At 59.6% G+C, this 25,706-nt stretch carries 24 protein-coding genes and 1 tRNA gene; 13 read left to right on the top strand and 12 right to left on the bottom strand.

What is annotated here, in order from left to right; translation table 11 throughout:
* Nucleotide 1: 1 nt before the first annotated feature.
* Together G5253_RS18440 and orn are read right to left on the bottom strand one after the other, a co-directional pair.
* Nucleotides 2-74, bottom strand: a tRNA-Gly gene (locus tag G5253_RS18440).
* Nucleotides 75-252: 178 nt separating this feature from the next.
* On the bottom strand, nucleotides 253-798 hold the full coding sequence (orn, locus tag G5253_RS18435; protein ID WP_088870062.1) for an oligoribonuclease: 546 nt from the start codon (nucleotides 796-798) through the stop codon (nucleotides 253-255).
* A 91-nt stretch (nucleotides 799-889) separates the two neighbouring features.
* Here orn and rsgA point away from each other — a divergent pair, with 91 nt between their 5' ends.
* From rsgA to G5253_RS18410, 5 genes are read left to right on the top strand one after another with little or no spacing between them, the layout of a single operon-like run.
* Complete coding sequence (rsgA, locus tag G5253_RS18430; RefSeq protein ID WP_167565827.1) at nucleotides 890-1,924, top strand: small ribosomal subunit biogenesis GTPase RsgA; 1,035 nt, start codon at nucleotides 890-892, stop codon at nucleotides 1,922-1,924.
* Between the two features lie 28 nt (nucleotides 1,925-1,952).
* A complete protein-coding gene (gene asd / locus G5253_RS18425) occupies nucleotides 1,953-2,825 on the top strand; it encodes an archaetidylserine decarboxylase (RefSeq protein WP_421203958.1) in 873 nt (290 codons plus the stop codon).
* Nucleotides 2,822-3,091, top strand: a complete 270-nt coding sequence (locus G5253_RS18420) for a VF530 family DNA-binding protein (RefSeq protein ID WP_005349372.1) — start codon at nucleotides 2,822-2,824, stop codon at nucleotides 3,089-3,091. The genes asd and G5253_RS18420 overlap by 4 nt, the downstream gene beginning before the upstream one ends.
* Nucleotides 3,081-3,332 (top strand): DUF2960 domain-containing protein, encoded by a 252-nt coding sequence (locus tag G5253_RS18415; protein ID WP_005338984.1) that lies wholly within the window; start codon nucleotides 3,081-3,083, stop codon nucleotides 3,330-3,332. Before G5253_RS18420 ends, G5253_RS18415 begins: the two co-directional genes overlap by 11 nt.
* A gap of 2 nt (nucleotides 3,333-3,334) precedes the next feature.
* Nucleotides 3,335-3,724 (top strand): hypothetical protein, encoded by a 390-nt coding sequence (locus G5253_RS18410; RefSeq protein ID WP_421203956.1) that lies wholly within the window; start codon nucleotides 3,335-3,337, stop codon nucleotides 3,722-3,724.
* 94 nt (nucleotides 3,725-3,818) lie between these two features.
* Here G5253_RS18410 and G5253_RS18405 read toward each other — a convergent pair whose 3' ends face one another.
* The 5 genes from G5253_RS18405 to gpt form a co-directional block, all read right to left on the bottom strand.
* Nucleotides 3,819-5,072 (bottom strand): glutamate-5-semialdehyde dehydrogenase, encoded by a 1,254-nt coding sequence (locus tag G5253_RS18405; RefSeq protein ID WP_421203954.1) that lies wholly within the window; start codon nucleotides 5,070-5,072, stop codon nucleotides 3,819-3,821.
* Nucleotides 5,073-5,106: 34 nt separating this feature from the next.
* Entirely contained in the window at nucleotides 5,107-6,210 is a 1,104-nt protein-coding gene (gene proB / locus G5253_RS18400) for a glutamate 5-kinase (RefSeq protein ID WP_005338991.1), read from the bottom strand.
* Nucleotides 6,211-6,368: 158 nt separating this feature from the next.
* Nucleotides 6,369-6,761, bottom strand: coding sequence for a sigma factor-binding protein Crl (gene crl, locus G5253_RS18395; protein WP_320655273.1), 393 nt, complete (start codon nucleotides 6,759-6,761; stop codon nucleotides 6,369-6,371).
* Between the two features lie 59 nt (nucleotides 6,762-6,820).
* Nucleotides 6,821-8,089 carry an esterase FrsA gene (gene frsA / locus G5253_RS18390; protein ID WP_227342000.1) on the bottom strand — a complete coding sequence of 423 codons (1,269 nt, stop codon included), beginning with the start codon at nucleotides 8,087-8,089 and terminating at the stop codon, nucleotides 6,821-6,823.
* Between the two features lie 172 nt (nucleotides 8,090-8,261).
* Nucleotides 8,262-8,729 carry a xanthine phosphoribosyltransferase gene (gene gpt, locus G5253_RS18385; RefSeq protein ID WP_005339007.1) on the bottom strand — a complete coding sequence of 156 codons (468 nt, stop codon included), beginning with the start codon at nucleotides 8,727-8,729 and terminating at the stop codon, nucleotides 8,262-8,264.
* Between the two features lie 948 nt (nucleotides 8,730-9,677).
* Between gpt and G5253_RS18380 the strand changes: the two genes are divergently transcribed.
* On the top strand, nucleotides 9,678-11,129 hold the full coding sequence (locus tag G5253_RS18380) for an aminoacyl-histidine dipeptidase (RefSeq protein WP_216952942.1): 1,452 nt from the start codon (nucleotides 9,678-9,680) through the stop codon (nucleotides 11,127-11,129).
* Between the two features lie 81 nt (nucleotides 11,130-11,210).
* On the opposite strand, the gene djlA is transcribed toward G5253_RS18380, so the two are convergent.
* Genes djlA through G5253_RS18365 form a run of 3 tightly spaced genes read right to left on the bottom strand, consistent with a single transcriptional unit; the run spans nucleotide 11,211 to nucleotide 13,739 of the window.
* Entirely contained in the window at nucleotides 11,211-12,044 is an 834-nt protein-coding gene (gene djlA, locus G5253_RS18375) for a co-chaperone DjlA (protein ID WP_216952941.1), read from the bottom strand.
* A gap of 19 nt (nucleotides 12,045-12,063) precedes the next feature.
* Nucleotides 12,064-12,732 (bottom strand): N-acetylmuramate alpha-1-phosphate uridylyltransferase MurU, encoded by a 669-nt coding sequence (gene murU, locus G5253_RS18370; protein ID WP_216952940.1) that lies wholly within the window; start codon nucleotides 12,730-12,732, stop codon nucleotides 12,064-12,066.
* Nucleotides 12,729-13,739: an aminoglycoside phosphotransferase family protein gene (locus G5253_RS18365; protein ID WP_421203952.1), complete on the bottom strand. Its 1,011-nt coding sequence runs from the start codon at nucleotides 13,737-13,739 to the stop codon at nucleotides 12,729-12,731. The genes murU and G5253_RS18365 overlap by 4 nt, the downstream gene beginning before the upstream one ends.
* A gap of 174 nt (nucleotides 13,740-13,913) precedes the next feature.
* On the opposite strand from G5253_RS18365, the gene lptD reads away from it, so the two are divergent.
* The 6 genes from lptD to G5253_RS18335 are packed head-to-tail and all read left to right on the top strand — an operon-like array spanning nucleotide 13,914 to nucleotide 20,696.
* Nucleotides 13,914-16,379, top strand: coding sequence for an LPS assembly protein LptD (lptD, locus tag G5253_RS18360; RefSeq protein ID WP_421203950.1), 2,466 nt, complete (start codon nucleotides 13,914-13,916; stop codon nucleotides 16,377-16,379).
* A gap of 26 nt (nucleotides 16,380-16,405) precedes the next feature.
* Nucleotides 16,406-17,704, top strand: a complete 1,299-nt coding sequence (gene surA, locus G5253_RS18355) for a peptidylprolyl isomerase SurA (protein WP_266135378.1) — start codon at nucleotides 16,406-16,408, stop codon at nucleotides 17,702-17,704.
* Nucleotides 17,704-18,699, top strand: coding sequence for a 4-hydroxythreonine-4-phosphate dehydrogenase PdxA (pdxA, locus tag G5253_RS18350; RefSeq protein ID WP_201987519.1), 996 nt, complete (start codon nucleotides 17,704-17,706; stop codon nucleotides 18,697-18,699). The genes surA and pdxA overlap by 1 nt, the downstream gene beginning before the upstream one ends.
* A complete protein-coding gene (rsmA, locus tag G5253_RS18345) occupies nucleotides 18,689-19,501 on the top strand; it encodes a 16S rRNA (adenine(1518)-N(6)/adenine(1519)-N(6))-dimethyltransferase RsmA (RefSeq protein ID WP_005339016.1) in 813 nt (270 codons plus the stop codon). Before pdxA ends, rsmA begins: the two co-directional genes overlap by 11 nt.
* A gap of 4 nt (nucleotides 19,502-19,505) precedes the next feature.
* Complete coding sequence (gene apaG / locus G5253_RS18340) at nucleotides 19,506-19,868, top strand: Co2+/Mg2+ efflux protein ApaG (RefSeq protein WP_031227971.1); 363 nt, start codon at nucleotides 19,506-19,508, stop codon at nucleotides 19,866-19,868.
* A gap of 6 nt (nucleotides 19,869-19,874) precedes the next feature.
* Entirely contained in the window at nucleotides 19,875-20,696 is an 822-nt protein-coding gene (locus G5253_RS18335) for a symmetrical bis(5'-nucleosyl)-tetraphosphatase (RefSeq protein WP_421203949.1), read from the top strand.
* A gap of 118 nt (nucleotides 20,697-20,814) precedes the next feature.
* On the opposite strand, the gene G5253_RS18330 is transcribed toward G5253_RS18335, so the two are convergent.
* Nucleotides 20,815-21,315, bottom strand: coding sequence for a 2TM domain-containing protein (locus G5253_RS18330; protein ID WP_021231934.1), 501 nt, complete (start codon nucleotides 21,313-21,315; stop codon nucleotides 20,815-20,817).
* A 172-nt stretch (nucleotides 21,316-21,487) separates the two neighbouring features.
* Nucleotides 21,488-22,477, bottom strand: a complete 990-nt coding sequence (locus tag G5253_RS18325) for a luciferase-like monooxygenase (RefSeq protein ID WP_421203947.1) — start codon at nucleotides 22,475-22,477, stop codon at nucleotides 21,488-21,490.
* A 210-nt stretch (nucleotides 22,478-22,687) separates the two neighbouring features.
* On the opposite strand from G5253_RS18325, the gene G5253_RS18320 reads away from it, so the two are divergent.
* Complete coding sequence (locus G5253_RS18320; RefSeq protein WP_421203945.1) at nucleotides 22,688-25,579, top strand: HD domain-containing phosphohydrolase; 2,892 nt, start codon at nucleotides 22,688-22,690, stop codon at nucleotides 25,577-25,579.
* The last annotated feature ends 127 nt before the right edge of the window (nucleotides 25,580-25,706 follow it).

Raw genomic sequence — 25,706 nt, 5'->3', positions numbered from 1 at the left:
GAGCGGGAAACGAGACTCGAACTCGCGACCCCGACCTTGGCAAGGTCGTGCTCTACCAACTGAGCTATTCCCGCAACTACCTTAAAACAGGCCGTACAGCATTTGGTTGCTTGCGCTACTGTACGGGAGCCGAATTATAAGAGCAGTCATTCCAATTGCAAGGGCTTTTTTGTCTGGTTGCGCGCGTTCGCTCAAAAGCTGGCCGAACTGTCGATTTTAGCAGCCAGAGTATGACAAACCCTTGCCGGGGAATCAGATCTTGAAGACGTGGCTGCGATAGAACTGCAGCTCGGCGATGGATTCGCGGATGTCGTCCAGCGCCTGGTGGGTGCCGCTCTTCTTGAACTGATCCAGCAGTTCCGGCTGCCAGCGGCGTACCAGCTCCTTGATGGTGCTGACGTCGACGTTGCGGTAGTGGAAGAAGGCTTCCAGCTCGGCCATGTGCTTGACCATGAAGCGGCGATCCTGACCGATGCTGTTGCCGCACAGCGGGCTGGTGCGCTCCGGCACCCACTGGCGAATGAACTCGAGGGTCTCGGCAATGGCTTTCGCCTCATCGTGCTGACTCGCCTTGACCCGGGCGACCAGACCGCTCTTGGTATGGGTGTTGACGTTCCACTCGTCCATCTTGGCCAGCTCTTCATCACTCTGATGAATGGCGATGACCGGCCCTTCGGCCAGTACGTTCAGATCCTTGTCGGTGACGATGGTGGCAATCTCCAGTACCACGTTCTCTTCGGGGTCGAGACCCGTCATCTCCATGTCGATCCATACCAGGTTCTGCGCGCTGACTGTCATGATTGCTCTCTCTATTGGGAGGAATGGCGGAATTTTGCCAATTTGCATGTATCATACTGGCTTTGGATCTGTTCATAAACTGGCGAATCGAGTGGCAAAGAAAGCAAAACTCAATCTGGGTCAACAAAGGCGCGTCCAGGCCAACCGCGAACGGCGGCTGCAAAAAGATCACACCACAGTGGTGGATGACACCCTGTTTGGCCCCGCCATCGAAGGGGTGGTGATCAGCCGTTTTGGTCAGCACGCAGACGTGGAAGCGGTCGATGGCACCATCCACCGCAGCAACCTGCGGCGTAGCAGCATCAGCAGTCTGGTCTGTGGCGACAAGGTGGTGTGGCGTCCCGGCCTCAATGCCGCGACAGCGGGCGTCATCGAGGCGGTACATCCTCGCCACTCGGTACTGACCCGGCCGGACTTCTACGACGGGGTCAAACCCATCGCCGCCAATATCGACCAGATCATCATCGTCTCGGCGGTGATGCCCGAGTTCTCCACCAACATCGTCGACCGCTATCTGGTGGCTGCCGAGGATGTGGAGATCCGCCCCCTCATCGTGCTAAACAAGGTCGATATGCTCGATGATGCCGCCCGCGTGCGCATCGAAAGCCAGCTCGAAACCTACCGCAAACTCAATTACGAGGTGCTGCTGGTGAGCTGCGAGAGCGGCGAAGGGCTGGATGAGCTTAAAGCTGCTCTGACCGACAAGATCAGCATCTTCGTTGGCCAGTCCGGGGTGGGCAAGTCGTCCCTCACCAACGCCCTGATGCCGGGGCTGGATGTACTGACCGGCGAGATCTCCGAAAACTCGGGGCTCGGCCAGCACACCACCACTACGGCGCGGCTCTACCACTTCCCGAGCGGTGGCGATCTCATCGACTCCCCCGGGATCCGCGAGTTCGCCCTCTGGCATCTGGAAGCCGACCGCATCACCTGGTGCTTCGTCGAGTTTCGCGACTATCTGGGTGGCTGCAAATTCCGCGACTGTACCCACAAGGACGATCCCGGCTGTGCCCTGCGCGCCGCGGTCGACGCGGGCGCCATCAGCGCTGATCGCTTCCACAACTATCACCGCATCCTGGAAACCATGCAGGAAGCCCGTCACGGTCGCCAACAGGCGCGCCTGTGACCCTAATAAACCTACGTTGATGATGAACATGAGCATTACTGACAACCTGAAAATTGCCGGTCAATACTGTCTGCCCAAGCACGCCCTCTCCCGTCTGATCGGCAAATTTGCCGCTGCCGAAGCGGGCAACATCACCACCAAAGTGATCGAGGCTTTTATCAAGCAGTACAAGGTCGACATGAGCGAGGCGCTGCACGAGAGCCCGGCCCACTACAAGAGCTTCAACGAGTTCTTCACCCGCGAGCTCAAGCCCGGTATCCGCCCCGTGGTAGAAGATGCCATGACTCTGGCGCTGCCGGTGGATGGTACCGTCAGCCAGCTCGGCCCCATCCAGCAGGGTCGCATCATTCAGGCCAAGGGCCACGACTACAGCGCCCGCGAGCTGCTGGGCGGTTATGAGGATCTGGTGGCACCGTTCAAGGATGGCGACTTCGCCACCATCTACCTGGCGCCCAAGGATTATCACCGCATCCACATGCCGCTGGACGGCGTACTGGAGAGCATGGTGTTCGTGCCGGGGGATCTCTTCTCCGTCAACCCGCTCACCGCCGAGAACGTGCCCAACCTGTTTGCCCGCAACGAGCGGGTGGTCGCCACCTTCCGCACGCCGCACGGCCCCATGGCGCTGGTGCTGGTCGGTGCCACTATCGTGGCCAGCATCGAGACCATCTGGGCCGGCAACATTGCGCCGACCAAAGAGAAGGAGGTGGTGCGCTGGGACTACACCGGCGACGAAGCCATTACCCTGCAGAAAGGCGCCGAAATGGGCCTGTTTAAGCTGGGCAGCACCGTGGTCTGCCTGTTTGGCCCGGGCATGCTGGCCGGTTTCGAACCCCATCTGGCCAATGGCGTCACCACCCGCATGGGTCAGCCCTTTGCCAAGCTGGCGGAGCAGGCATGAGCGAGCAACCAAACGCCTCGCAGAAAAACAACCCGCTGCACGGGCTGACGCTGGAAGCCATCGTCACCGCGCTGGTCGAACACTACGGCTGGGAAGAGCTGGGGCAGCAGATCAATATCCGCTGCTTCACCGATAATCCCAGCATCAAGTCCAGCCTGAAGTTCTTGCGCAAGACCCCCTGGGCTCGGGAGAAGGTCGAAAGCCTCTACCTCTACGTCCAGCGCAAGCAAGCCAAATCGAAGAAGGAAGGGCAAGATGGCCTTTAAGATTACGTATACCTATAAAAAGCAGGCCAAAGAGATCGGCTACGCGAACGACAAGTTCCGCAGCATCTACGACGCCATCGCCGCTGCCGAAGGGCTGGATCTCACCAGTTTTCACGCCATGGAGGCCCAGCTGGCTCAGGTATGTCGCCGTGACAAGAAAAGCGTGAAGGATTACCAGGAGAACTACTTCAAGGAGCTGGGATTCTCCAACATCGTCATCGAACGGGATCTTCAGGAGTAACCATGCGCACCTTGACCCTGATGGCCGCCTCTCTGCTGCTGGCGGCATGCAGTACACCGGAACAACATCTGGTGGGCGGCGATCGCGACAGCCACGGCTGTATCGGCAGTGCGGGCTATCAGTGGTCAGCGCTGACTGGCAAATGTGTGCGCCTGTTTGAAGAGGGTATCCGGCTCAATCCGACCGATGCCAGCCAGACCAGCAGCGCCTTCGTGATGTTCAATGCCGACCAGACGCAGGCCGAATTGCATCTGCCAAGCGGCGAGCAGCACCTGCTGACCCGTCAAGGTGTGGAGGGCAACTGGTCGTGGCAGGGCAGCGGCTACACCCTCTTCATCTGGAAGGGTTATGTGCTCAAGTCCGGTGACAAGGAGCTCTATCACGGGGAATAACCCCGAGGAATAGCGCACGGCGTGGTATCGGCCCGATGCCAGCGAAAAAAATGCCGACCCTGTGGTCGGCATTTTTTTTTGCAACAGCCGATTATCAGGCACGGCTGAGGTAATCGGCCTGCCCTACCCACTTGTAGCTGGTGAGCTCGGTGAGCCCCATGGGGCCACGGGCATGCAGCATCTGGGTCGACACCGCCACTTCAGCGCCCAGACCAAACTGGCCACCATCGGTGAAACGGGTGGAGGCGTTGACATAGACAGCAGCCGAACCGGCGCCATTGACGAAACGCTCGGCGTTGGCCAGATCGTTGGTCAGGATGGCATCGGAGTGGCCGGCGTTGTGCTCGCGCATATGGGCCAGCGCTTCGTTGACGTCTGCCACCAACTTGACCCCCAGGGTCAGCCCGAGCCACTCGGTATCGAAATCCTCCGGCCCCGCCTCGCACAGGTTGTCGGCACCCGCCAGCAGCGCTATGGCGTTGGGCGCGGCCACCAGCGTCACCTTGCGCTCGTTCATCAGCGTCACCAGTTGCGGCAGGAAGGTGGCTGCCACCTTCTCGTGTACCAGCAGGGTATCGAGGGCATTGCAGGCGGAGGGGCGTTGCACCTTGGCGTTGTCGATGACCGCCAGAGAGCGCACCAGATCGGCGCTCTCGTCGACGAAGATATGGCTGATGCCAAAGCCGCCGATGATGACCGGAATGGAGCTGTTCTCCTTGCACATCTTGTGCAGGCCCGCGCCACCACGGGGGATGATCATGTCCACATAGCGGTCGAGACGCAGCAACTCGCCGACCAGCGCCCGATCCGGGTTGTCGATATACTGCACCGCCGCCTCGGGCAGGCCGGAGGCCGCCAAGGCATGCTGGATAACCCGCACCAGCTCCAGATTGGAGTGGAAGGTCTCGCGCCCGCCGCGCAATATGCTGGCGTTGCCGGTCTTGAGGCAGAGGCTGGCGATATCGATGGTGACGTTGGGGCGCGCCTCGTAGATGACGCCGATAACCCCGATGGGCACCCGACGACGGGAGAGGCGCAGGCCATTTTCCAGCACCCGGCTATCCATTTCGGCGCCGACCGGATCGTCCAGCGTGATCACCTTGCGCACATCTGCCACGATACCGGCTAGCCGGGCCGGATTGAGCAGCAGGCGATCCAGCATCGCCTCTGAGAGGCCCGCCTCACGGCCGGCGGCGATATCTTTCGCGTTGGCGGCGAGGATCTGCTCACTGCGCGCCTCCAGCTCGTCGGCGATGGCGGCCAGCGCCCGGTTCTTCTGCGCCGTGCTGACAGTAGCCAGCTGATAGGCGGCTTCACGGGCCGCCTGCCCCATTTTCTCCAGACTCATCTCATTTCCCTTTGTTCATGCCGTGCCGCCCTGATTAAAGCAGCACCATGTCGTCTCGATGGATGGCCACAGAGCCGTAGCCATAGCCCAATACCTGTTCAATCTGATCAGAGTGGACGCCGCGCAGCTTATCCAGCTCCAGATGGTCGTAACGGCAGATGCCGCGGGCCAGCTCGGCGCCCTTGGGATCAAGAATGCGCACCACATCGCCCCGAATAAAGTCGCCTTTGACCGCGACGATCCCCTTGGGCAGCAGGCTGGAGCCTTTATCCTTCATGGCGGCGACAGCACCCTGATCCACATGGACTTCGCCGTGAGGGGGCGGGCCTGCCAGGATCCAGCTCTTGCGCCCTTCCAGCGGGGAGGCCAGCGCCGGGAAGAGGGTACCGATACGCTCGCCCTTGGCGAGACGGCCGATCACCTCCGGCATCTGGCCGGTCGCGATCACCACGTTGACGCCTGCGCGGCGCGCCACATCGGCCGCCTGCAGCTTGGTGGCCATGCCGCCGGTACCGAGGCCACTGACACTGTCACCTGCCAGCGAGCGCAGGGTATCGTCAATGGTCTGCACCTCTTCGATCAGCTGGGCATCGGGATTGGTACGCGGATCGGCGGTAAACAGCCCCTTCTGGTCGGTGAGCAGGATCAGCAGATCGGCATCCGCCAGAATGGCGGCGCGGGCGGAGAGGTTGTCGTTGTCGCCCACCTTGATCTCTGCGGTCGCCACTGCATCGTTTTCGTTGATGACCGGAATGATGCGGTGATCGAGCAGAGTGCGCATGGTGTCGCGGGCATTGAGATAGCGCTCCCGATCTTCCAGATCGGCGCGAGTCAGCAGCATCTGGCCGATATGCAAGCCATAGAGGTTGAACAGATCCTGCCACACCCGAATGAGCTGGGTCTGACCGACTGCCGCCAGCATCTGTTTGTTGGGCAAGGTTGGCGCCAGTGGCGGGTGGCCCAGATGCTCACGCCCGGCGGCGATAGCCCCCGAGGTGACGACCACGACCCGATGGCCGTGACGGTGCAAGGCCGCACACTGTCTGACCAGCTCGACCATATGGGCACGATTGAGCTGGGAAGACCCCCCTGTGAGCACGCTGGTGCCCAACTTGACGACTATGGTTCTGTTTTCCATGGGAGCATAAAGGCTAAAAAAGTAAGGAATATCTTTATACCCACGGCCATGGAGCCCTGCAAGGCAATTCATGGTGCGGTGGAGGAGGAGAAAAAAACAGGAGGAGAGAGAACTGGAGCCCTGCGAGTGACAGAAGCAACTCGCAGGGCTTCAGGGGATCAGGCAGCCGTTACAGTCAACTCGTTGGTGACCTGCTCGGCAGGAGACAAGTGACACTCAAGTGTGGCCAGCTTGTCGCTGATGAGCTTGTAGAAGCGGTTGAGGGTGCGTTCCACCTCAACCTGATGCTTCTTGGGGATCGGCTTGTCGAGCCACTCGCCATCGGCATTGTAAAAACCGAACTGATAGTGATACCGGAACTGGTGATCATCCTGCTCCAGCACCAGCCACCAGCCCCAGAACTCCCGCTTGTCCGGCGCCGGTTTGGCGCTGACGCAGACAGACAAACAGTCGAAGCGGTAACGCCCCTCTTCACAGAGATCTTCGCGCAGATAGGGGCCAATGGCAGCAAACTGCCGCAGCAGCCGCTTGTAGGTCACTCTTTCAGACATGTTAACCTCCCTGTTAAACAAGCCGCGCCACCTCGGGATGGCGTCAGTCCTTCAGCGCATCAGATACATAGATGCTGTTTCAGCCACTCGACGATTTCGTCCAGCGCCTTGTCATACACCTCAAGCAAGGGCTGCTTGTCGAAGACGATGGCCTTGCCGTTACGACTGGCCGCCGCCAATGCCCGTACATCCTGCTCGGGACAGATGAAATCTCGTTTGTGTCCAATACTCAATATCGGCACAGAGGTGCGAGTCCCCAGTAATCCCTGCGTTTTCAGTGAAAATACCTGACACTTGGTACGCATGGTATCCCAATGAGCCGCATCAGCGCCCAACCGGTTGGCCAGGCTGTCCCGCATCATGCGCGGGCACTTGGCAAACAACTCCTGATTGGTAAACACCTGATTGACCCCGGCCCCGACACAGACCACGGTTTTGAGCTTGAATGGCTCGATAAAGGCCAGACGTGCCGCCACATTGCCTGCCAATCGCATACCGACCATAGCGATACGCTGATGATCGACCCAGGCCACTTCGGAGAGATAGTGCAGCACAGCCTGATGAAGGCGGCTGGTATCCTGTACCAATGGCCAATGCTCGGCATAGCCGATGCCCGGCATGTCGAGGGAGAGCATACCGATGCCGTTGGGCTCGAGTCGCTTGAGATAGAAGTTGAGGAAATCGAGCTGCAGAGAGTCGATCCCCCCGCTGATGATCACCAGAGGCACCGGTTTGTCGGTGGTCGGCAGGTGGAGATAACCCTGAATATGCTTGCCGCGAAAGGGCACCTGGATCTCTTTGAGCGGCACCTTGAACAACCGGCCCGCCTCGCGATAGGCCATATTGCCAAGCAGCTGGGCCTGATCCGCCAGTTCATCATCCTTGAGATGGGGGTAGCTGGCGATGGAATAGTAGCGCACCGCCTTGAGCAGCTGTTTCAAGGCGCCAGCTGCATCCCCCTGCTCACGCAGTTCGCGCCCAAGCTTGAAGTAGTTACCAGCCACCTGGCTCCACTCATAGATCCAGTTGCCAGGCACATAGCCCTTGATGGTATCGAGATAGCAGTCATGGGTGCGTTCACCGGTCGCTATGGCGATGCGGGCCAGAGTCTGCTCAACCTCGACCGGGTCGGCCCCCTGCCAGGCCCAGGAGGGGCGGCGCAGCAGGCGATACCAGCTCTTTGACATGGAGCCGTCGATAAACATCTCGTCTGACTCTGCTTCGGCAATGTCCGCCGGGCTGGAGTTGGAGATCTCGGAAGTTTCCAGCACCTTCTTGACCCGGGTAAACAGCTTTTCGGTCAGATTGAGGTCGTCGTTCAAGTCCAAGATTGTGTCCTATTCATATCAGGCAATAGCTCATCTTAACCACTTTTACTGCCCATCAGCCACCCTGCAACAGATTGATACACAAAAAAACAGGGCTCCATCAAGGAGCCCTGTGAAACCATTCTTGCCGCGTGCGGCCAATTGACGCTCTGAACGTCACATCCCGATCCCGTTACTTTTCGTCGCAGATCGGTGTGGCGAACTCCAGCGCCATATCCCACGGCTGTTCAATCCAGGTATCCTGCGGGATTGCCACTTCGAAATCGTCCAGCAGCGCTTCGCCCATCGGCTTGGCGAAGATCGCGATGAACTTGGCTTTCGGGTAGAGCTCGCGGATCGCCTTGGCGGTAGTGCCGGTGTCTACCAGATCTTCCACCACCAGCCAGCCTTCGCCGTCACCGGCGGTGGTGGCAGCTTTAACGACTACCAACTCGCGCTGGCTGTCGTGGTCATAGCTGGAGATGCAGAGGGTTTCCACATTACGAATGCCAAGTTCACGGGCCATCAGGGCTGCGGGCACCAGACCACCACGGCTGACCGCGATGATACCTTTCCACTGGCTGACAGGCAGCTGGCGACGGGCCAGACGGCGAGCTTCACGTTGCAGGTTGTCCCACGACACATAGAACTTTTTCGGCATGTTATCGATCTCGAATAGTTATTTAAAAACAATCACTTAAAATAACAACATCCGCAATTCTCCCTGCGGATGCCAGTAAATGGCGGCCCTTGCCCGACTGAATTCAGATTGCACTTCGGCTGCCTCAGGGCTAAGCCTCGGCAGCAAATCTGATAACAATGGAAGCAAGATGGGCTTATCCGGCGATCGGTTAGATGATGTGTCCAAACCGCGGACAGGCTGTTGGGCCGATATGATAGCACCGTTTGCAGAGAAAATGCCTGGCAAACGTATGCCAAAAACAGGAAAAATCGGCATCACCCTCTCCATTCGGCCCATCTCGAGCGCCAAACGAATAACCTGCCGTCCCTACTACCGAGCCCAAATGGGACTGTGCGGCAAATCGCAGATAAAAAAATAGCAGGGGGAGGGTTTACCTCACGCACCTGCTGCTTTCTCGCCTCTGCCAGGTTGGGCAGCTCGTCTTAGCGACGAGTGACGAAGGGGTTAGGGTAGCTGAAACCCTGGGTATACAAAGAGGGGGCAAACCAATAGGTTGAGTTGCTGCCTGGCATATTGAAACTCCTGATTGCTTAACAAGTTACGTACCTTTAATGCGGGCTCAAATCCTTGAACGAACACTCGGTTCCATGGAGGCGCACTTGCTTTGCTTCGGTTCCCTGGAGGCTTTCATCGTCATCCTGACGGGTGGCGAACCACGGGAGCTAATTTACCAGTCGGTGCATTAAATTCAATATTTTTGTGAGATCGGTCACACATTTTCTTTTCTATCGGTCAGCGTCGTCCGAACCTGACGATCGTACTGCCTGGTTGCCATCAGCCAGCACAAGCTGCCTGCGATTTGCGCTGATTGCTCACATTTTTGTGTGATTGACTGTATTATCGTTATCCTCTTCCCCGGCCCGCTGATGGGGCCCTGTTAATTCCGTGCTGGTAAGGAGTCCCGACGTGGCACAGCTTAGCTCTCTCTCTCCCAAACTGATTTGGCATTTCTTCGAACAGATCTGCTCCATTCCCCACCCTTCCAAACATGAAGCCAAACTGAGCGCCTGGATCATCCAATGGGCTCAAGGGGAAGGTCTGGCGGTCAAGCAGGACAAGGTCGGCAACATCATCATCAAGAAACCGGCCACCCCGGGGATGGAAAACCGCAAAGCCGTGGTACTGCAGGCCCACATCGACATGGTGCCGCAGGCCAACGCCGACACCAAACACGACTTCGCGACCGATCCCATCGATGCCTATGTAGATGGCGAGTGGGTCACGGCCCGTGGCACCACTCTGGGTGCCGACAACGGCATAGGCATGGCCGGTTGCCTGGCAGTGCTGGCTGACAAGACCATCAAACACGGTCCGCTGGAAGTGCTGCTGACCACCGACGAAGAGACCGGCATGACCGGCGCATTCGGTCTGGAAGCGGGCTGGCTGGAGGGCGAAATTCTGCTCAACACCGACTCCGAAGAGGATGGCGAAGTCTATATGGGCTGCGCTGGCGGTGTGGATGCCAATATCCGCTTCCAGCTCGAGCTGGTTGACGCCAGCGAAGGCGAAGCGTTCGAGCTGGCCGTGAAAGGGCTGCGTGGCGGCCACTCCGGTTGCGATATCCATCGCGGCCGTGGCAACGCTAACAAGCTGCTGGTACGTCTGCTCAAAGCAGCCGAGCCGCTGGGTGTTCGTCTGGCCGAGATCCACGGCGGCACTCTGCGCAACGCCATCCCGCGCGAAGCCCGTGCCACCCTGCTGGTGCCCGCTGCCAGCGTGAACGAGTTCAAGGCGCTGGTTGACCGCTACACCGGGATCTACCAGACCGAACTGGCCGCCACCGAGCCGAACCTGACCGTGCTGGTCAACAACGCCGCCAAACCGGCCAAGCTGATGAGCGTCTCCCTGCAGCAGCGCCTGCTGGATGCCCTGATGGCCTGCCCGAACGGCGTGATGCGCATGAGCGATGCCATGCCCGGCGTGACCGAAACCTCGACCAACCTGGGGGTCATCAAGACTCAGGATGGCGAAGTGTACGTCCAGTGCCTGATCCGCTCCCTGATTGACTCCGGTCGCGAGAGCATCGAGCAGATGACCCGCTCCCTGTTCACCCTGGCGGGTGCCAGCTGCGAATTCACCGGAGCCTATCCTGGTTGGGCGCCAAACGTGGACTCCCCCGTCATGGCGCTGGTACGCAACAGCTACCAGACTCTGTTTGGCACTATGCCCAACGTGATGGTGATCCACGCCGGTCTCGAGTGCGGTCTGTTCAAGAGCGCCTATCCGGAGTGGGACATGGTCTCCTTCGGCCCGACCATCCGCGGGGCCCACTCCCCTGACGAGAAGGTGCATATCCCGGCGGTCGAGCGTTTCTGGCAACTGCTGGTGCACGTGCTGGAAGCGATTCCGGCCAAATAACCCGGCCTACGCCACACGGCAAAACAAAGCCCCGCACTGCTGCGGGGCTTTTTATTGTCTGTTCCAGCCTGACTTTGGCGCTTAACGGATACCGCGCGCCTCGCGGATCCACTCCCAGGCTTGCTGGATCTCCTGGGTCTTTTCCTTGGCCATCTCCATCATCTCCGGCGGCAGCCCTTTGGCGGCCAGCTTGTCCGGGTGATGCTTGCTCATCTCCTTGCGGTAAGCACGCTTGATATCCTGATCGCTGTCGCTCTCGCTTACCCCCAGCAGCTGGTAGGCATTCTTGAGGCGATCCGCAGAAGGCGGCTCCTGCCGATACTGCTGACCACCGGAATGGCCACTCTGATACTGGCCATGGGCCTGATTGAAGAAGTTCATCTGTGCCTCGGCCATCGCCAGAATGCGGGCCAGCTCGATGCGACTGAAACCCAGCTCGTCGGCGATGGTGTGAAGAATGGCGCGCTCGCCCTCCTCTACCCGCCCGTCGGCAAAGGCCGCCTGCAACTGCACTTCGAGGAAGAAGCGCAGAATGTCGCGCTGCCCCAGACTGGCACGGCGGAACTCGGCCAGGGTCTCGCGCAGCGGGAAGTCAGCCTCCTTACCGAGACGAAACGACTCCTGCGCCCGGGCACGCTGTTCGCCCGCCAGCCGCATACGATCCATCAGGTTGGAGGCAACCCGGATCTCCTGTTCGGTCACCTGACCGCTTGACTTGGCGATGTGACCCATCACCGAGAAGGTGGCGTGGAAGAAGACGGCTTGCTGCGCCTGACTCGGGCCGCGACGAAACGCCCCCTGCAGCCCCATGCCACGGTCGAAACGGTGGCCTATCCACAGGCCAATCAGGGCGCCGATAATATTGCCGAGCAGAAAACCGAAGAAGGCGCCCAGCACCTTACCCCAAATACGCATGGTTCAAGACCTCTTGAAGTTAATGAGTGCGGGCCTGGAGCTGGTCATCCAGCTCGCGCAGTCGATCGACCGTGCCGATATCGCGCCACTCGCCAGCGAGCAGGCTGCCGCCCACCCGCCCTTGCGCCATCCAGTCACGGAGCAGGGGCGCCAGCTTGCGGGCACCGCCCGCGAGACCGGCAAAGGCCGCCGGATCATATAGTCCGACCCCGCTGAAGGTAAACGCTGGCGTATCCATAACTCGCCCTTCTTGCAAGGCAAAGTCCCCGGCGGGGTGCTGGGGCGGATTGGGCACCAGCCAGAGGTGGGCCAGATCATCGCCAAGGGGCTGGCTGACCAGAGTGTGATAATCGAGATCGAGCCAGGTATCGCCGTTGATCACCAAAAAAGGTTCAGAGCCCAGTAGCGGCAGCGCCTGCACAATGCCGCCCGCGGTCTCCAGCGCGCTCTCCTCGGCTGACCAGTGGATGGTCACGCCAAGCGCACTGCCATCACCAAGGCTCTCGACCAGCTTGTGGCCGAGCCAGGCGTGGTTAATGACCAGCTCGGTCACGCCAGCTGACTTCAACTTTTCGATATGGTGGACGATAAGCGGTTTGCCCCCCACCGCCAGCAGCGGCTTGGGCAGCAGGTCAGTCAGCGGGCGCATCCGCTCGCCACGGCCAGCGGCCAGGATCATCGCCTTCATGGTTTTACCCCTGCATTGGCGACCCCCGGCAACACCACCTGCTCCAACCACTGACCAAAACGGGCCAGTACCGGATAGGCACCACCATGAGTGCGACAGACATCCACCACGTAGCCGAGGGTACGGGGAATATCCTTGAGATAGCCGGACTTGCCGTCGCGATGATAGAGCCGGGTAAAGATTCCGGCCGCTTTGAGGTGGCGCTGCATGCCGGTCAGATCGGCATCGCGACGGAAACTGGCATAATCGAGCTCGCCAAGCAGACCCGCCTGTTGCAGGGTGGCAAAGCCGTGGCGCATCCCTTCATCGATCACCTCGTCCGGCCAGCGCACGTAGCAATCTTTCAGCAAGGAGACCAGATCATAAGTGAGCGGCCCGATGACCATATCCTGAAAATCGATGATGGCCAGCCGGCTGCTCTCGGGGGTATCACCGCCACATACCATCAGGTTGCGACTGTGGAAATCCCGATGCATCACCCCCTGCGGCTGGGCCAGATTGCAGGCGGTGAGGCAGGCAAAGGTCTCGTCCAGCAGTTGCTGCTCTTCATGGCTCAGGCTCAGTTGCAGATGATGGCCGAGCAGCCACTCGGGGAAAATGCTGTTCTCCCGCGCCATAAATGCCGCATCGAAGGGTTCAAGCGCCAGTTCAACCGCCCCCAGGCGGGGCAGCAAATCAATCGCCTTGCCATACCAGGCCAGTACGTTGTGTTCGTTCAGGCAGCTGATCAGCTGAGTATCGCCCAGGTCACTCACCGCCAGCAGACCCTGTTCGTAGTCCACCGCCTTGACCTCTGGCGCCAACAGCTGACGCGCCTGCAAGGCGGCCGCGTTACGAACAAACTCATGATTTTTTTCGGTTTTCGGATTGGCATCCACCCAAACCAGACCACCACCGCGATAGTAGCGACGGAAGCTGGCATCACCGGAAATGAGGGTCAACTGAAGATTGGCATCACCGGAAATACGGAGTGCCCACTGCAATAGCAGGGAATCGCGATCGTGCATAAGTAGAGGACCAAGGTGGAAAGCAGCACTTGGCTGTTAGCCCTGGCCGCAATAATGCTTTATCATTGCCGGCTAACATAAAGCAATGACATGCAATGTCAACTCGATGAAACCTGTCGTAAAATGCATGCCTTGGATCAACCGTATCTATCACGGATTGCACGAGTCTTTCACATGACCAAACGGACACTGGGGTACCGCTATCCCATCGCCCTGACTATCAGCCTGGCCCCCGCACTCACTCCTATGATGGTGCAGGCGGCCCCGTTCGAAGCGCCGCCAGCCACCGGCATTCTCGATAGTCTCTGCTATGACTATGTTCCCAAGATAGAGAAGCCTGCATCGGATCAGGATGCCAACGCGCAGCCGGTCGAGGTTGATGCTGACCGTCTCGAGGCCAAACAGGGCGGCACCGCCGTCTATGAAGGCGACGTCAAGGTTCGTCAGGGTGTTCGCAAGTTTGACTCCGATTATGCACAGCTCGATCAGAAGAGCCGGGATGTCATCGCCATCGGCAACATCTATTACAACGACGGTCAGGTGACCGTCACCAGCGACAAGACCCTCAAATCCAACCTGGATACCAAAAACTCCGAGCTGGAGGAGGGCAAGTATCAGGTGCATGGCTCACCGGTGCGCGGCTTTGCCAAACGCGTGGTGATGACCAACAACAACCAGAACATCACCATGGAGGGAGCCCAGTACACTACCTGCCCCCCCGGTCAGGAAGTGTGGACCCTCAAGGCGGGCAGCATCGACATCGACCAGAAAGAGGTGTTCGGCGAAGCCTGGAACGCCAGCCTCTGGCTCTATGACTACCCGGTGTTCTACTTCCCCTATATAAACTTCCCCATCAAGGATGAACGGAAGACAGGTCTGCTCTACCCGGGTTACAAACAGAGTTCCGGCAACGGCATGGAGATCACCCAGCCCTTCTACTGGAACATTGCCCCCAACTACGATGCCACCATCACCTCCCGCTTTATGGACAAACGCGGCCTGATGGAACAGGTAGAGTTTCGCTACATGCCGGACCCAGCCCATACCGGTACCCTCTATTTTGAAAGCCTCAGGGATGACAAGCAGTATGATGCTGGCAACCCGAGCTTTACCAACCCGTCGACAGGGACTCCGTACCTCTCAGATGGTCATCGTTACCTGATGAATATTCGTCACGGATCCACCCTGATGGATGGCTCCCTGCGTTTAGGCATCGACTACACCCAGGTACGGGACAAGGATTACAACTACTTCAACGACTTCAGCCCGCAAGTGGGCACCCAGGTCGACAGCCAGTTGCAGCAATCCTTTACCGCCGGTTACTACCAGCAGAACTGGAACCTCACCTCCGAGGTGCGTCGCTATCAGATCCTGAGTCCCTACGCGCTGCTGCCCCACGAAATGCTGCCACGCATCAACTACAACTACTTCCAGCAGGGGAAATGGTTCGATCTGGCCTGGAACAGCGAGCTGACCAAGTTTGGCTATGACAGCGGCAGCGCCACTGCCCAGCAGGCCGGTGAGCGTTATACCGCTACCCGTCTGCATCTGGCTCCCACCCTGACCATCCCCCTGGTCGATGCGCCGGGTTACTACCTTATAAGCCAGTACAAACTGATGTTTACCTCCTACAACCAGGAGATCCCCAAAGACCTGATTAGCCAGGATCGCAGTAAATTTACAGACGCAGATAGCCAGCAGCTGACCCTGAAAGACGGCACCATTACCCGCACCTTGCCGTCCTTCCGCCTCAAGGGGGGCGTCAACTTCGATCGTCCGGTAGACTGGTATGATGGCAAGGGCACCCAGACCCTGGAGCCTGAGTTCCAGTACCTCTATATCCCTTACAAGAATCAGGACGAAATAGGGATTTACGACTCCACCACTACCCGTCAGGACTACTACAGCCTGTTCAGCGATCGCCGCTACGCCGGTCTCGACCGCATCAGCGATGCCAACCGGGTCACCGTTGGCCTGACCAGCCGGGTCTATGACAATGTGGGGGATGAGCGGTTACGTCTGGCGGTAGCCCAGGCCTTCGAGATGACACCTCCCAAGGTGCGCCTCTACCCGTCCGATCAGGAAAACACCAACGCCCGCTCCCTGCTCTCGTTCGAGGGGGATGCCCGGATCACCGATGAGTGGTTCGCCCATGCCGGCACCCAGTACGATACCTCCGAGGGGGAATTTACTGCCGGCAACGGTGCAGTCGAATACCGGACCGGCAAGCTGACCACCCAGGTCAACTACCGCTATATCCAGGACGGCAACCGGGACTATCGCTACCCGAGCAATCCTGCTCTGGCCGAAGACCTCAGCCAGGCTGGTCTGGTGATGATGGCGCCGATCGCCGATCAGTGGCAGATGTATGGCGGTTACTATCGCGATATCAAGCAGGATGTGAACATTGACCGCAAGATCGGTGTCAAATACGACTCCTGCTGCTGGAGCATCAACATGAGCCTGGAGTGGCACAACCAGCCGGACAACATCACTCTGAAGCCCACTTCGGAAAAAGTCATTGGTCTGCAGTTTGAAATGAAGGGACTTGGCAGCGTGGGTACCGGTGGCCGCAGTGTCACGCTGGATACCGAGCTGTTGCCCTATGTTCGCCCGTTTAATCTGAAAGACCAGCAATGATGCTGGTCCAGCCTTGAGAGATGGATATGAAAAAGACCCTGATTGCCCTGCTGACCGCGGGAATGTTCGGCGCCATGAGCCAGGCCGCACTGGCTGCGCCCGAGCTGATGGACAAAGTGCTGGCCGTGGTCAACAAGGACGTAGTGCTGTCCAGTCAACAGGACGCACTGGTCAACAAGGTAAAACTCTCCGCCCAGGAGAGCGGCCAGTCTCTGCCTGACGATGCCACTCTGCGCAAACAGGCACTCGACCGTCTGATCCAGGAGAGCCTGCAGCTGCAACTGGCGGATCGCCAGGGGCTGAAGATCAGTGATACCCAGCTGGAACAGGCTATTCAGGGCATCGCCGCCGACAACAAGATGACCCTGGATCAGCTGCGCGCCCAGCTCGCCCGTGAAGGGATGACCTATGCCCAGTATCGGGAAGAGGTTCGCCGCGAGATCCTGATGAACGAGGTGCGCCGCAATCAGGTGCGCCGCCGTATCAACATCTCCGAGCAGGAGGTGAAGCAGGTGGTGGAGATCCTGAAGAAACAGGGTCAACAGCAGAACGAATACCACGTCGGCCATATCCAGATTGCCCTGCCGGACAACCCCACCGCCGCCCAGCTGGATGCCGCCAAGAGCAAGATCGAGCACATTCTGGCCGCCCTCAAGCAGGGTGCCGACTTCCGCAAACTGGCCATTGCCGAGAGTAACGGCCCCAAGGCGCTGGAAGGGGGTGACTGGGGCTGGATGAGCCCGCAAGAGATGCCGACCCTGATGGCCGAAGCGGTACAGGGTACCAAGAAGGGCGATATCGTGGGCCCGCTGCGCTCCGGCGCCGGTCTGCACATCGTCAAGGTGTTCGACACCAAGGGTCAGCAGCAAGTGATGCAGACCGAGGTGAAGGCCCGTCACATCCTGATCAAGCCCTCCATCATCCTGAGCGAAGAGAAAGCCAAGGGGATGCTGGACGGCATTCTGCACGACATCAAGAGCGGCAAGGCAAGCTTCGCCAGCATGGCGGAGAAGTATTCCGAAGATCCGGGCTCTGCGGTGCAGGGTGGCGAACTGGGCTGGTCTGATCCCAACGTCTATGTACCAGAGTTTCGCGACATGGTTAACCGGCTGCAACCAGGCCAGATCAGCGCCCCCTTCCGCACCAGCCACGGCTGGCACATCGTCCAAGTGGAAGATCGTCGCAGCCAGGATGCCACTGACAAGGCTCTGGAACAGCGTGCCTATCAGCTGATCTACAATCGCCGCTTCGTGGAAGAGTCCCAGGCCTGGTTGGACGAGCTGCGTGATGAGGCTTACATCCGTGTCGAAGGATCTGCGAGCTGATGAGCTGCCGTCGCCTTGCCGTTACCCCGGGCGAACCGGCCGGGATCGGCCCGGATCTGGTGCTGCAGATTGCCCAGCAGGATTGGCCCCACCAGTTGGTGGTGATCGCCGATCCGGCGCTGCTGCGCGAGCGAGCGGCCCTGCTGGGGCTGCCCATCGAGCTTGAGCCCTATGATGCCAGTCAACCGGCACAACCGCAGCGAGCCGGCACCCTGACGGTATGTTCTGTCTCTCTCGGCGCCCCCGTGGTGCCGGGCGAGCTGAACGAAGGCAATGGCGCCTATGTGCTAGCGACCCTGCAGCGTGCCTGCGATGGCAACATGAGCGGCGAATTTGCCGCCGTGGTGACCGGGCCGGTGCACAAGGGGATCATCAACCAGGCCGGGGTCTCGTTCAGCGGCCACACCGAGTTCTTTGCCCAACAATCCAACACTGCCGATGTGGTAATGATGCTGGCAACCGAGGGGCTGCGGGTCGCACTGGCGACTACCCATATTCCGCTGGCCTATGTAGCGATGGCCATCACCGAAGATCGCCTCGGCAAGGTGATCCGGATCCTCAACGAGGATCTCGCCACCAAGTTTGGTATCGCCAAACCCCGTATTTACGTCTGCGGCCTCAACCCCCACGCCGGGGAAGGTGGCCATCTCGGACGTGAAGAGATTGACGTGATCGAACCCGCCCTGGTCACCCTGCGCCAGGAAGGGATCGATCTGGTCGGCCCATTGCCGGCCGACACCCTGTTCCAGGAGAAATACCTCAAGGATGCGGATGCGGTACTCGCCATGTACCACGACCAGGGGCTGCCTGTGCTCAAATACAAGGGCTTCGGCAGTTCGGTCAATATCACCCTGGGGCTTCCCTTCATCCGCACTTCGGTGGATCACGGCACCGCGCTGGATCTGGCAGGCAAGGGCCTGGCCGATCCGGGCAGCCTTGTCACCGCGATTAACCACGCCATCAAGATGGTAGAGAAAAAAAGATATGAGCAGTAAGGTGCACATGGGCCACACGGCCCGTAAGCGTTTCGGTCAGAACTTCTTGCACGACCGGTATGTGATCGATCAAATCGTCGCCGCCATCAACCCGCAGCCGGGTCAGAATCTGGTGGAGATCGGTCCGGGTCTGGCCGCGCTGACCGAGCCGGTCGCCGCCCAGATGGACAAAATGACCGTGGTCGAGCTTGACCGGGACCTGGCAGCTCGCCTGCGCGAGCACCCGACCCTCAAAGACAAGCTGACCGTCATCGAAGCGGATGCCATGCGTTTTGACTTCGGCACCCTGATGGGTGAAGGCAAGGGGCCGCTGCGTATCTTCGGCAACCTGCCCTACAACATCTCCACCCCGCTCATCTTCCACCTGTGCGAGTTCGCTGATCGGGTAGAAGACATGCACTTCATGCTGCAAAAGGAAGTGGTGTTGCGTCTGGCCGCAGGCCCGGGCAGCAAGGCTTATGGCCGTCTCAGCGTGATGACCCAGTACTACTGTCAGGTAGTGCCTGTGCTGGAAGTGGGCCCGGGTGCCTTCAAACCGGCGCCGAAAGTGGACTCTGCCGTGGTTCGCCTGATCCCGCACAAGAATCCGACCATAGTCGCAAAAGACATTCGTTGTCTGAATCGCGTCTGTACCGAGGGCTTTGGCCAGCGTCGCAAGACCATCCGCAACAGCTTCTCCAACTTCATCACCGACGCCCAGCTGACCGAACTTGGTATCGATGGCAACCTGCGCCCGGAGAATCTCTCCCTCGAGCAGTTTGTCATGATCGCCAACTGGCTGGCGGATCAGCAACAGGCCTGATCCTGTGGCACTCCCGCACATCGAGATCCGCCCATACCCCGTGTATGTGGCGGGCTCCAAAGACCCTTACCAGTTTCACTATCTGATCGAGATTGAGAATCTGGGGCCCGGCCCGGTGCAACTGCTGCATCGACGCTGGCTCATCACCGATGCCAATGGCAAGATGCTGGAAGTGGCAGGCCCGGGCGTGGTCGGGGAACAACCCGTCATTGCCGAAGGTGAGACCTACCGCTACCAGAGCGGCGTGCCGCTGGCGACCCCGCTTGGGGTGATGGAAGGGAGCTATACCCTGCAAGATGGCTCTGGTCAGCAGTTTGAGGCGCCCATCGCCCCCTTCACGCTGGCTATCCCCAATATTATCAACTGAGGTTTCATGGCGAACTGTTTTGTCGGTGACATCCAGGGCTGTTACGACGACTTGCGCCGTCTGCTGGATCTTGCCGCGTTCGATCCCGAAAATGACGTGCTCTGGCTCTGCGGCGATCTGGTCGCCCGCGGCCCGGACTCCCTCAATACCCTGCGTTTTGTCCAAGGGCTGGGCAACCGTGCCGTTACCGTGCTCGGCAACCACGACCTGCACCTGCTGGCGGTCGCCGATGGCGTTGCACCGCTCAAGAAGAAAGACAAGCTGCAAAGCCTGATGGATGCCCCTGATCGGGATGAACTGCTGGAGTGGCTGCGCCACCGCCCACTGCTGGCCGAACATCCGGATCTCCCCATCATGATGGTGCATGCCGGGATCTCCCCCGCATGGGATGTCCGCACCGCGCGCAACTGCGCCCGCGAGGTAGAGAGCCTGCTGCGCGGTGACCAGTACAGCTGGCTGCTGCACAACATGTACGGTGACCAGCCCGATGGCTGGAAAGATGATCTGGTCGGGATCGACCGCTACCGCTACATCATCAACACCTTCACCCGGATGCGCTTCTGCTATTTCGACGGTCGTCTCGACTTCAAATGCAAGAAGGGGCCCAAGGAGTCGACCCCGGGGCTGCGTCCCTGGTTCGAGCAGCGCGAACACCATGTGGACGATCCCATTCTGGTGTTCGGCCACTGGGCAGCCCTGATGGGCAACACCGGCAAGAGCGACATCAAGGCACTCGATACCGGCTGTGTCTGGGGCAACAACTTGACCCTGTGGCGCTACGAGGATGATGCCCTGATCGCCACCCCCTGCCCGGTTCACGCCAGCTAGGGAGTGCGCTGCAATCGGGCGGTCGCTGCCGCACGGATGGCTACAACCCGTTCCAATAACAAAGCCCGGCTGGTTGCCGGGCTTGCTGTTTAGGTTCCCTGTTTTCCGGCGAATGATGTTACAACTTGCGCCCCAGCCGCTTCTCGATCTGGCGCCGCTCCCACTCGGGGCCAAACAGCTTGAAGGGCTGAAACACCCGAACAGCATGGGAGGCAAGTCCCAGCCCCCATCCCAGGGTTGGCCACCAGGCCCAGATGTACTCCGGATTGCTCAGGTAGTTGATGACAAACAGCCCGCAGATCACTACCACGTAGCTGGCGACATGGTGATAGAAGCCCTTTAGCTCCTCCACATAGCGCATTGCCGCCCGCTCCTCTGCCGATACCTGCACCGCATCCTGCCCCATAGTGTCACTTCCTCTCATCTCGCGCTCCTGTTGCTCTGATCCATCCAGTTGAGCCACATCGAGTTCAAAGACGGCGGCCAGGGCCTTGAGAGATTCCAGTCCGGGTTGCTGCCCCTGCTCGATCCGCTGGATAGTGCGGACACTCAAACCAGTCAACGTTGCCAACTGATCCTGAGACCAACCCCGTTGCAATCTCAACTTCCTGACGATCATCTCGAACTCCTTGTGGTAATTGACAGGGCCAGCATAGGGCTTGCACCGCGAAAGGTGACACGACAGATGGCCGACATCAACCTGACAACTCTTTAAAATCAATTAGTTAAATAAACATAAAGAGATATAAGGTCAAGCTCTGCCACACATGCAGATGTGCCCGGATGTGTAATCACAGGCTCTGCATCAGCTCGGCGGCAATTTCAAAGGAGCGCAGTCGGGCCTGATGATCGACGATGGGCCCATTGAACATCAGCTCATCGGCACGGGTTTCCGCCAGCAGCGCCTTGAGTCCATGACGAACCTGCTCCGGGTTGCCCACTAGCGAGCGGGCCAGGGTCTGCTCCATCGCCATCAGCTCACGGGGCGCCCACTCGTCACCAAGCTGGACGACCGGCGCGGGCAGCTTGCCCGCATCACCGCGATGGAGACGCAAGAACTGCTGCTGCACGGTAGTGAACTGGAAGCGTGCCTCCCGCTCGCTGTCGGCGGCGATCATATTGATACAGACCACCGCATGGGGCTTGGGCCAGCGAGCGGAGGGGCGATACTGGCTGCGGTAGATCTCCAGCGCCTGCAGCAACATGGCAGGGGCGAAATGGGAGGCAAAACCGAACGGCAAGCCCATCGCCGCCGCCAGTTGCGCGCTGTAGAGGCTGGAGCCCAGCAGCCAGATGGGCAGATGCAGCCCCTGACCAGGCACCGCCTGCACGGCGCCGATCTCGTCGCCAAAGTAGCTCATCAGCTCACGCACATCGGCTGGGAAATCATCCACCTCACCGCTGCGCATACGTCGCAGCGCCCGCATGGTGCGCTGATCGGTCCCGGGGGCGCGGCCAAGGCCAAGGTCGATGCGGTCGGGATAGAGAGAAGCCAAGGTGCCAAACTGCTCGGCAATCACCAGCGGCGAGTGGTTCGACAGCATGATGCCACCCGCGCCGATCCGCAAAGTGGTGGTGGCTTCGGCCAGATGACCGATCAGCACCGAGGTGGCGGCACTGGCAATGCCCGGCATGTTGTGGTGTTCGGCCAGCCAGTAGCGCTGGTAACCCCAGCCCTCGGCATGGCGGGCTAGATCCCGCGAACGGCGAAATGACTCGGCAGGTACGGAACCTTCGGCAACAGGCACCAGATCGAGCACGGAATAGGGGATGGCAGGCATGAGTCACTCCATGGATTTACAGACCAGTAACAAGTGAGGCAATGTAGCACGGGATACCTGAATGAATCACTATCTCCTGCCAAGCTCTGCCTGGCAGTGGGCAACCATGGAAAAGCACAGATATCAGGCCAGTATTGTCATTTCTGTTATCGTATTGACACACTGCTGACAGATCGTCTCCGCAAGCATCACTGTGACAAGGAAATGTCCATGATCACTGCCAGATCCGGGCGCAAGCCCTTCTATGTTCACATTGCCACCCTATTTACCCTGCTGTTCAGTGTGCTGGGCATGCTGCTGATTCTGCTGCAGTTCCAGCAGGGCTCTCGCCAGATGCTGGAACATGAGCGCCACAACTTCAAACAGTACCGGGAACAGCTGGCCCTCGCTCTGCAACTGAACGAGCAGCCAGCCCGCATGTCCCTCAGCCTGCTAGCCAGCAGCCGACTGGCCGACATGAGCGATCTGGCAAGCCGACTGGAGTATCTGCCGCTGTTGGCAGAGATCCTGGCTAATCGCGACAGCTATGGTGCCGTCTACATCGGCTATGAGAGTGGCGATTTCTTTCTGGTACGAAAACTCACGGAACGTGCCCGGGCCCAGGTGCAGGCTGTGCCTGAAGGCAGCCAGTTGCTGGTTCAGAGCCTGAGTAGCGGGCGGGGAGAGTTCCTCTATTTTGATGAGCAGCTGCAACTTTTGGGGCGGCGAGCCATGGCGGATTATCGATTCGATCCCCGCAGCCGCGACTGGTACCGGCTGGCTCGCGGTTCATCAAAGATTGTCGCCACCACCCCCTATCTCTTTTTTACCACCAGGGAGCCGGGCATGACGCTGGCTGTCACCAGCCATAGCCAACGCGCCGTGATCGGGCTGGATGCCAGTGTCGAAGGGCTCTCGGCCTTGATTGGCGAGCTGCAGTTGCCGCTCCAAAGCCAGGTAGTGTTGTTCGATCGCTCCGCGACCCTACTGGCGGCCGATCCTGTACATCTGCCAGCCTATGATCAGCTAACCCAGCTGCCAGCGATCACGGCTCTGGGCGGCCCAGTCATGGCCGAGCTGAAAACTAGGCTAGAGAGGACGCCTGTGCTGCTGGATGGTTCTCCCCGGGAGCTGACCCTGACCACAGGGGAAAAACAAGAGTGGCTGGTCAATATCTCCCCCCTCGGCAAGGACACTCCTTTTTACATCGCCCTGCTGGCCTCGGCAGATCTGCTCTATCAGCAGGCACGCAATGAAGCACTGATCAATATGGCATGGGCGCTGACCAGCCTGTTGTTGCTGCTGCCAGTGATCTGGATGGTCTCCCGCCGTACCGCTACCCCGCTGCTGGCCCTGACCCGCGAGGCCGAGCGGATCCAGCGTTTCGACTTTGGCGAGGGGCAGGTTCCAGAATCGGCCATCCGGGAGATAGATGACCTTGCCCGCACCATGTCCGGCATGCGCCAAACCCTCGGCAACTTCATGAGCATGGGTAGAGCACTGGCTGCAGAGCACCGCTTCGACTCCCTGCTAAGCCGCATCCTGCATGAAACCATCGCCGCGGTACAGGCAAAAGGGGGGAGCCTCTACCTGGCCCAACAGCAAAAGATGCAGCCGGTCCAGGCCCGCTGGCAGCAAACCGAGCTGCCCCTTGGGCAGGTTCCCTGGCCACAACCATTGCTATCCGGCATGGCCACTTCCCAGCGCATCTCCCTCAGCCTGGATGAGGCGACATGGAGGCAACACCTGGACAGTTGGGGTTCCTTTCCCGACCCATGCCAGCTGGTGGCTGAGCCGCTCTGCGGCCATCGTAAGGAGCTGATCGGATACCTCCTGCTGATCCTGCCACGCTGCAGCGAACAGGAGCTGGCATCGCGCATCAGCCTCATCGAAGCGCTGGCGGGCACTTCCGCCTCCGCCATCGAGAACCAGCGCTTGCTGGAAGAGCAGAAACAGCTGCTCGAATCCTTTATCGAGCTGATGGCCGGCGCCATCGACGCCAAGAGCCCCTACACCGGCGGTCACTGCCAGCGGGTGCCGGAGCTGACCCGGATGCTGACCGAGGCGGCCTGCGCCCAGCGACAGGGCCCCTTTGCCGATTTCACTCTCAACGAGGAGGAGTGGGAAGCCATCCATATCGCCAGCTGGCTACATGACTGTGGCAAGGTGACCACCCCGGAGTTCGTGGTCGACAAGGCCACCAAACTGGAGACCCTCTACGACCGGATCCACGAGATCCGCACCCGTTTTGAAGTACTCAAGCGGGATGTCTATATCGAGTGCCTCGCTGCCCGCTTGTCATCAGAGATCAGAAGTGCCTGCCGGGAAGAGGCAGCCCCGCGCTGGGCCGAGCTGGATCAGGAGTTTGCCTTCATCGCCGAGTGCAATCTGGGTGGCGAGTGGATGGCCCCCGAGAAGATTGAACGGCTCGACGCCATCGCCAGCCGCACCTGGCTGCGCACCCTGGACGATCGGCTCGGCATCAGCCGGGAGGAGATCAAGCTGCGTCAGAAAGAACCATCTCCCGAGTTGCCCTGCCTCGAGCCACTGCTGGCCGACAAGTGCTGGCACCTTGTGCCTCGTCCGGATGGAGATCGGTTCGACGAGCACAATCCCTGGGGCTTCAAGGTCAAGGTACCGCACCATCTCTACAACCGGGGGGAGAGATACAACCTTGCCATCAGCAGGGGAACCCTCACCGAGGAGGAGCGCTACAAGATCAACGAGCACATCATCCAGACCATACGCATGCTGGAGCACCTCCCCTTCCCCCGTCATCTTCGCTGCGTGCCGGAGATTGCCGGCGGCCATCACGAGCGGATGGATGGCAAGGGTTACCCACGCCAGCTGACCGGATCACAGATGAGCGTACCGGCCCGCATCATGGCTATCGCCGATATTTTCGAGGCTCTGACCGCCAGTGATCGCCCCTACAAATCTGGCAAGACGGTCTCCCAGGCTCTTGCCATCATGCAGAGCATGGTACGTGAACAGCATATCGACCCGGATCTGTTCGTTCTGTTTGTCAGCAGCGGTATCTGGCGCGATTACGCCAGACGCTTCCTCGAGACCGCCCAACTGGATCAGGTGGATGAAACCGCACTGCTGGCCGCACAGGCCTAGCTGGGTCATATCTTCTTACATTTGCGGGCTGGCCTGAACGCCCCGGGCTGGTTATAACGGTGCCCCTATAGCGAAGGGGGAGCAATAGACTCCCCCTCACTCTTTGTCACACCACACTGTTCAGGTT

This window comes from Aeromonas sp. 602658 (assembly GCF_049173005.1).
In the GTDB taxonomy this organism is placed as follows: domain Bacteria; phylum Pseudomonadota; class Gammaproteobacteria; order Enterobacterales; family Aeromonadaceae; genus Aeromonas; species Aeromonas veronii_A.
Note: the sequence above shows the minus strand (reverse complement) of the source record. Positions and strands in the feature narration are given on the sequence as shown.

Excerpts from the sequence above, each read along its gene's own strand:
- pdxA (WP_201987519.1), top strand. The coding sequence starts at position 17,704 with ATGAGCTGCCGTCGCCTTGCCGTTACCCCGGGCGAACCGGCCGGGATC.
- surA (WP_266135378.1), top strand. The coding sequence starts at position 16,406 with ATGAAAAAGACCCTGATTGCCCTGCTGACCGCGGGAATGTTCGGCGCC.
- gpt (WP_005339007.1), bottom strand. The coding sequence starts at position 8,729 with ATGCCGAAAAAGTTCTATGTGTCGTGGGACAACCTGCAACGTGAAGCT.
- asd (WP_421203958.1), top strand. The coding sequence starts at position 1,953 with ATGAGCATTACTGACAACCTGAAAATTGCCGGTCAATACTGTCTGCCC.
- G5253_RS18335 (WP_421203949.1), top strand. The coding sequence starts at position 19,875 with ATGGCGAACTGTTTTGTCGGTGACATCCAGGGCTGTTACGACGACTTG.
- rsmA (WP_005339016.1), top strand. The coding sequence starts at position 18,689 with ATGAGCAGTAAGGTGCACATGGGCCACACGGCCCGTAAGCGTTTCGGT.
- G5253_RS18320 (WP_421203945.1), top strand. The coding sequence starts at position 22,688 with ATGATCACTGCCAGATCCGGGCGCAAGCCCTTCTATGTTCACATTGCC.
- djlA (WP_216952941.1), bottom strand. The coding sequence starts at position 12,044 with ATGCGTATTTGGGGTAAGGTGCTGGGCGCCTTCTTCGGTTTTCTGCTC.
- G5253_RS18410 (WP_421203956.1), top strand. The coding sequence starts at position 3,335 with ATGCGCACCTTGACCCTGATGGCCGCCTCTCTGCTGCTGGCGGCATGC.
- G5253_RS18330 (WP_021231934.1), bottom strand. The coding sequence starts at position 21,315 with ATGATCGTCAGGAAGTTGAGATTGCAACGGGGTTGGTCTCAGGATCAG.
- G5253_RS18405 (WP_421203954.1), bottom strand. The coding sequence starts at position 5,072 with ATGAGTCTGGAGAAAATGGGGCAGGCGGCCCGTGAAGCCGCCTATCAG.
- lptD (WP_421203950.1), top strand. The coding sequence starts at position 13,914 with ATGACCAAACGGACACTGGGGTACCGCTATCCCATCGCCCTGACTATC.
- murU (WP_216952940.1), bottom strand. The coding sequence starts at position 12,732 with ATGAAGGCGATGATCCTGGCCGCTGGCCGTGGCGAGCGGATGCGCCCG.
- crl (WP_320655273.1), bottom strand. The coding sequence starts at position 6,761 with ATGTCTGAAAGAGTGACCTACAAGCGGCTGCTGCGGCAGTTTGCTGCC.
- G5253_RS18365 (WP_421203952.1), bottom strand. The coding sequence starts at position 13,739 with ATGCACGATCGCGATTCCCTGCTATTGCAGTGGGCACTCCGTATTTCC.
- G5253_RS18415 (WP_005338984.1), top strand. The coding sequence starts at position 3,081 with ATGGCCTTTAAGATTACGTATACCTATAAAAAGCAGGCCAAAGAGATC.
- proB (WP_005338991.1), bottom strand. The coding sequence starts at position 6,210 with ATGGAAAACAGAACCATAGTCGTCAAGTTGGGCACCAGCGTGCTCACA.
- G5253_RS18325 (WP_421203947.1), bottom strand. The coding sequence starts at position 22,477 with ATGCCTGCCATCCCCTATTCCGTGCTCGATCTGGTGCCTGTTGCCGAA.
- G5253_RS18420 (WP_005349372.1), top strand. The coding sequence starts at position 2,822 with ATGAGCGAGCAACCAAACGCCTCGCAGAAAAACAACCCGCTGCACGGG.
- orn (WP_088870062.1), bottom strand. The coding sequence starts at position 798 with ATGACAGTCAGCGCGCAGAACCTGGTATGGATCGACATGGAGATGACG.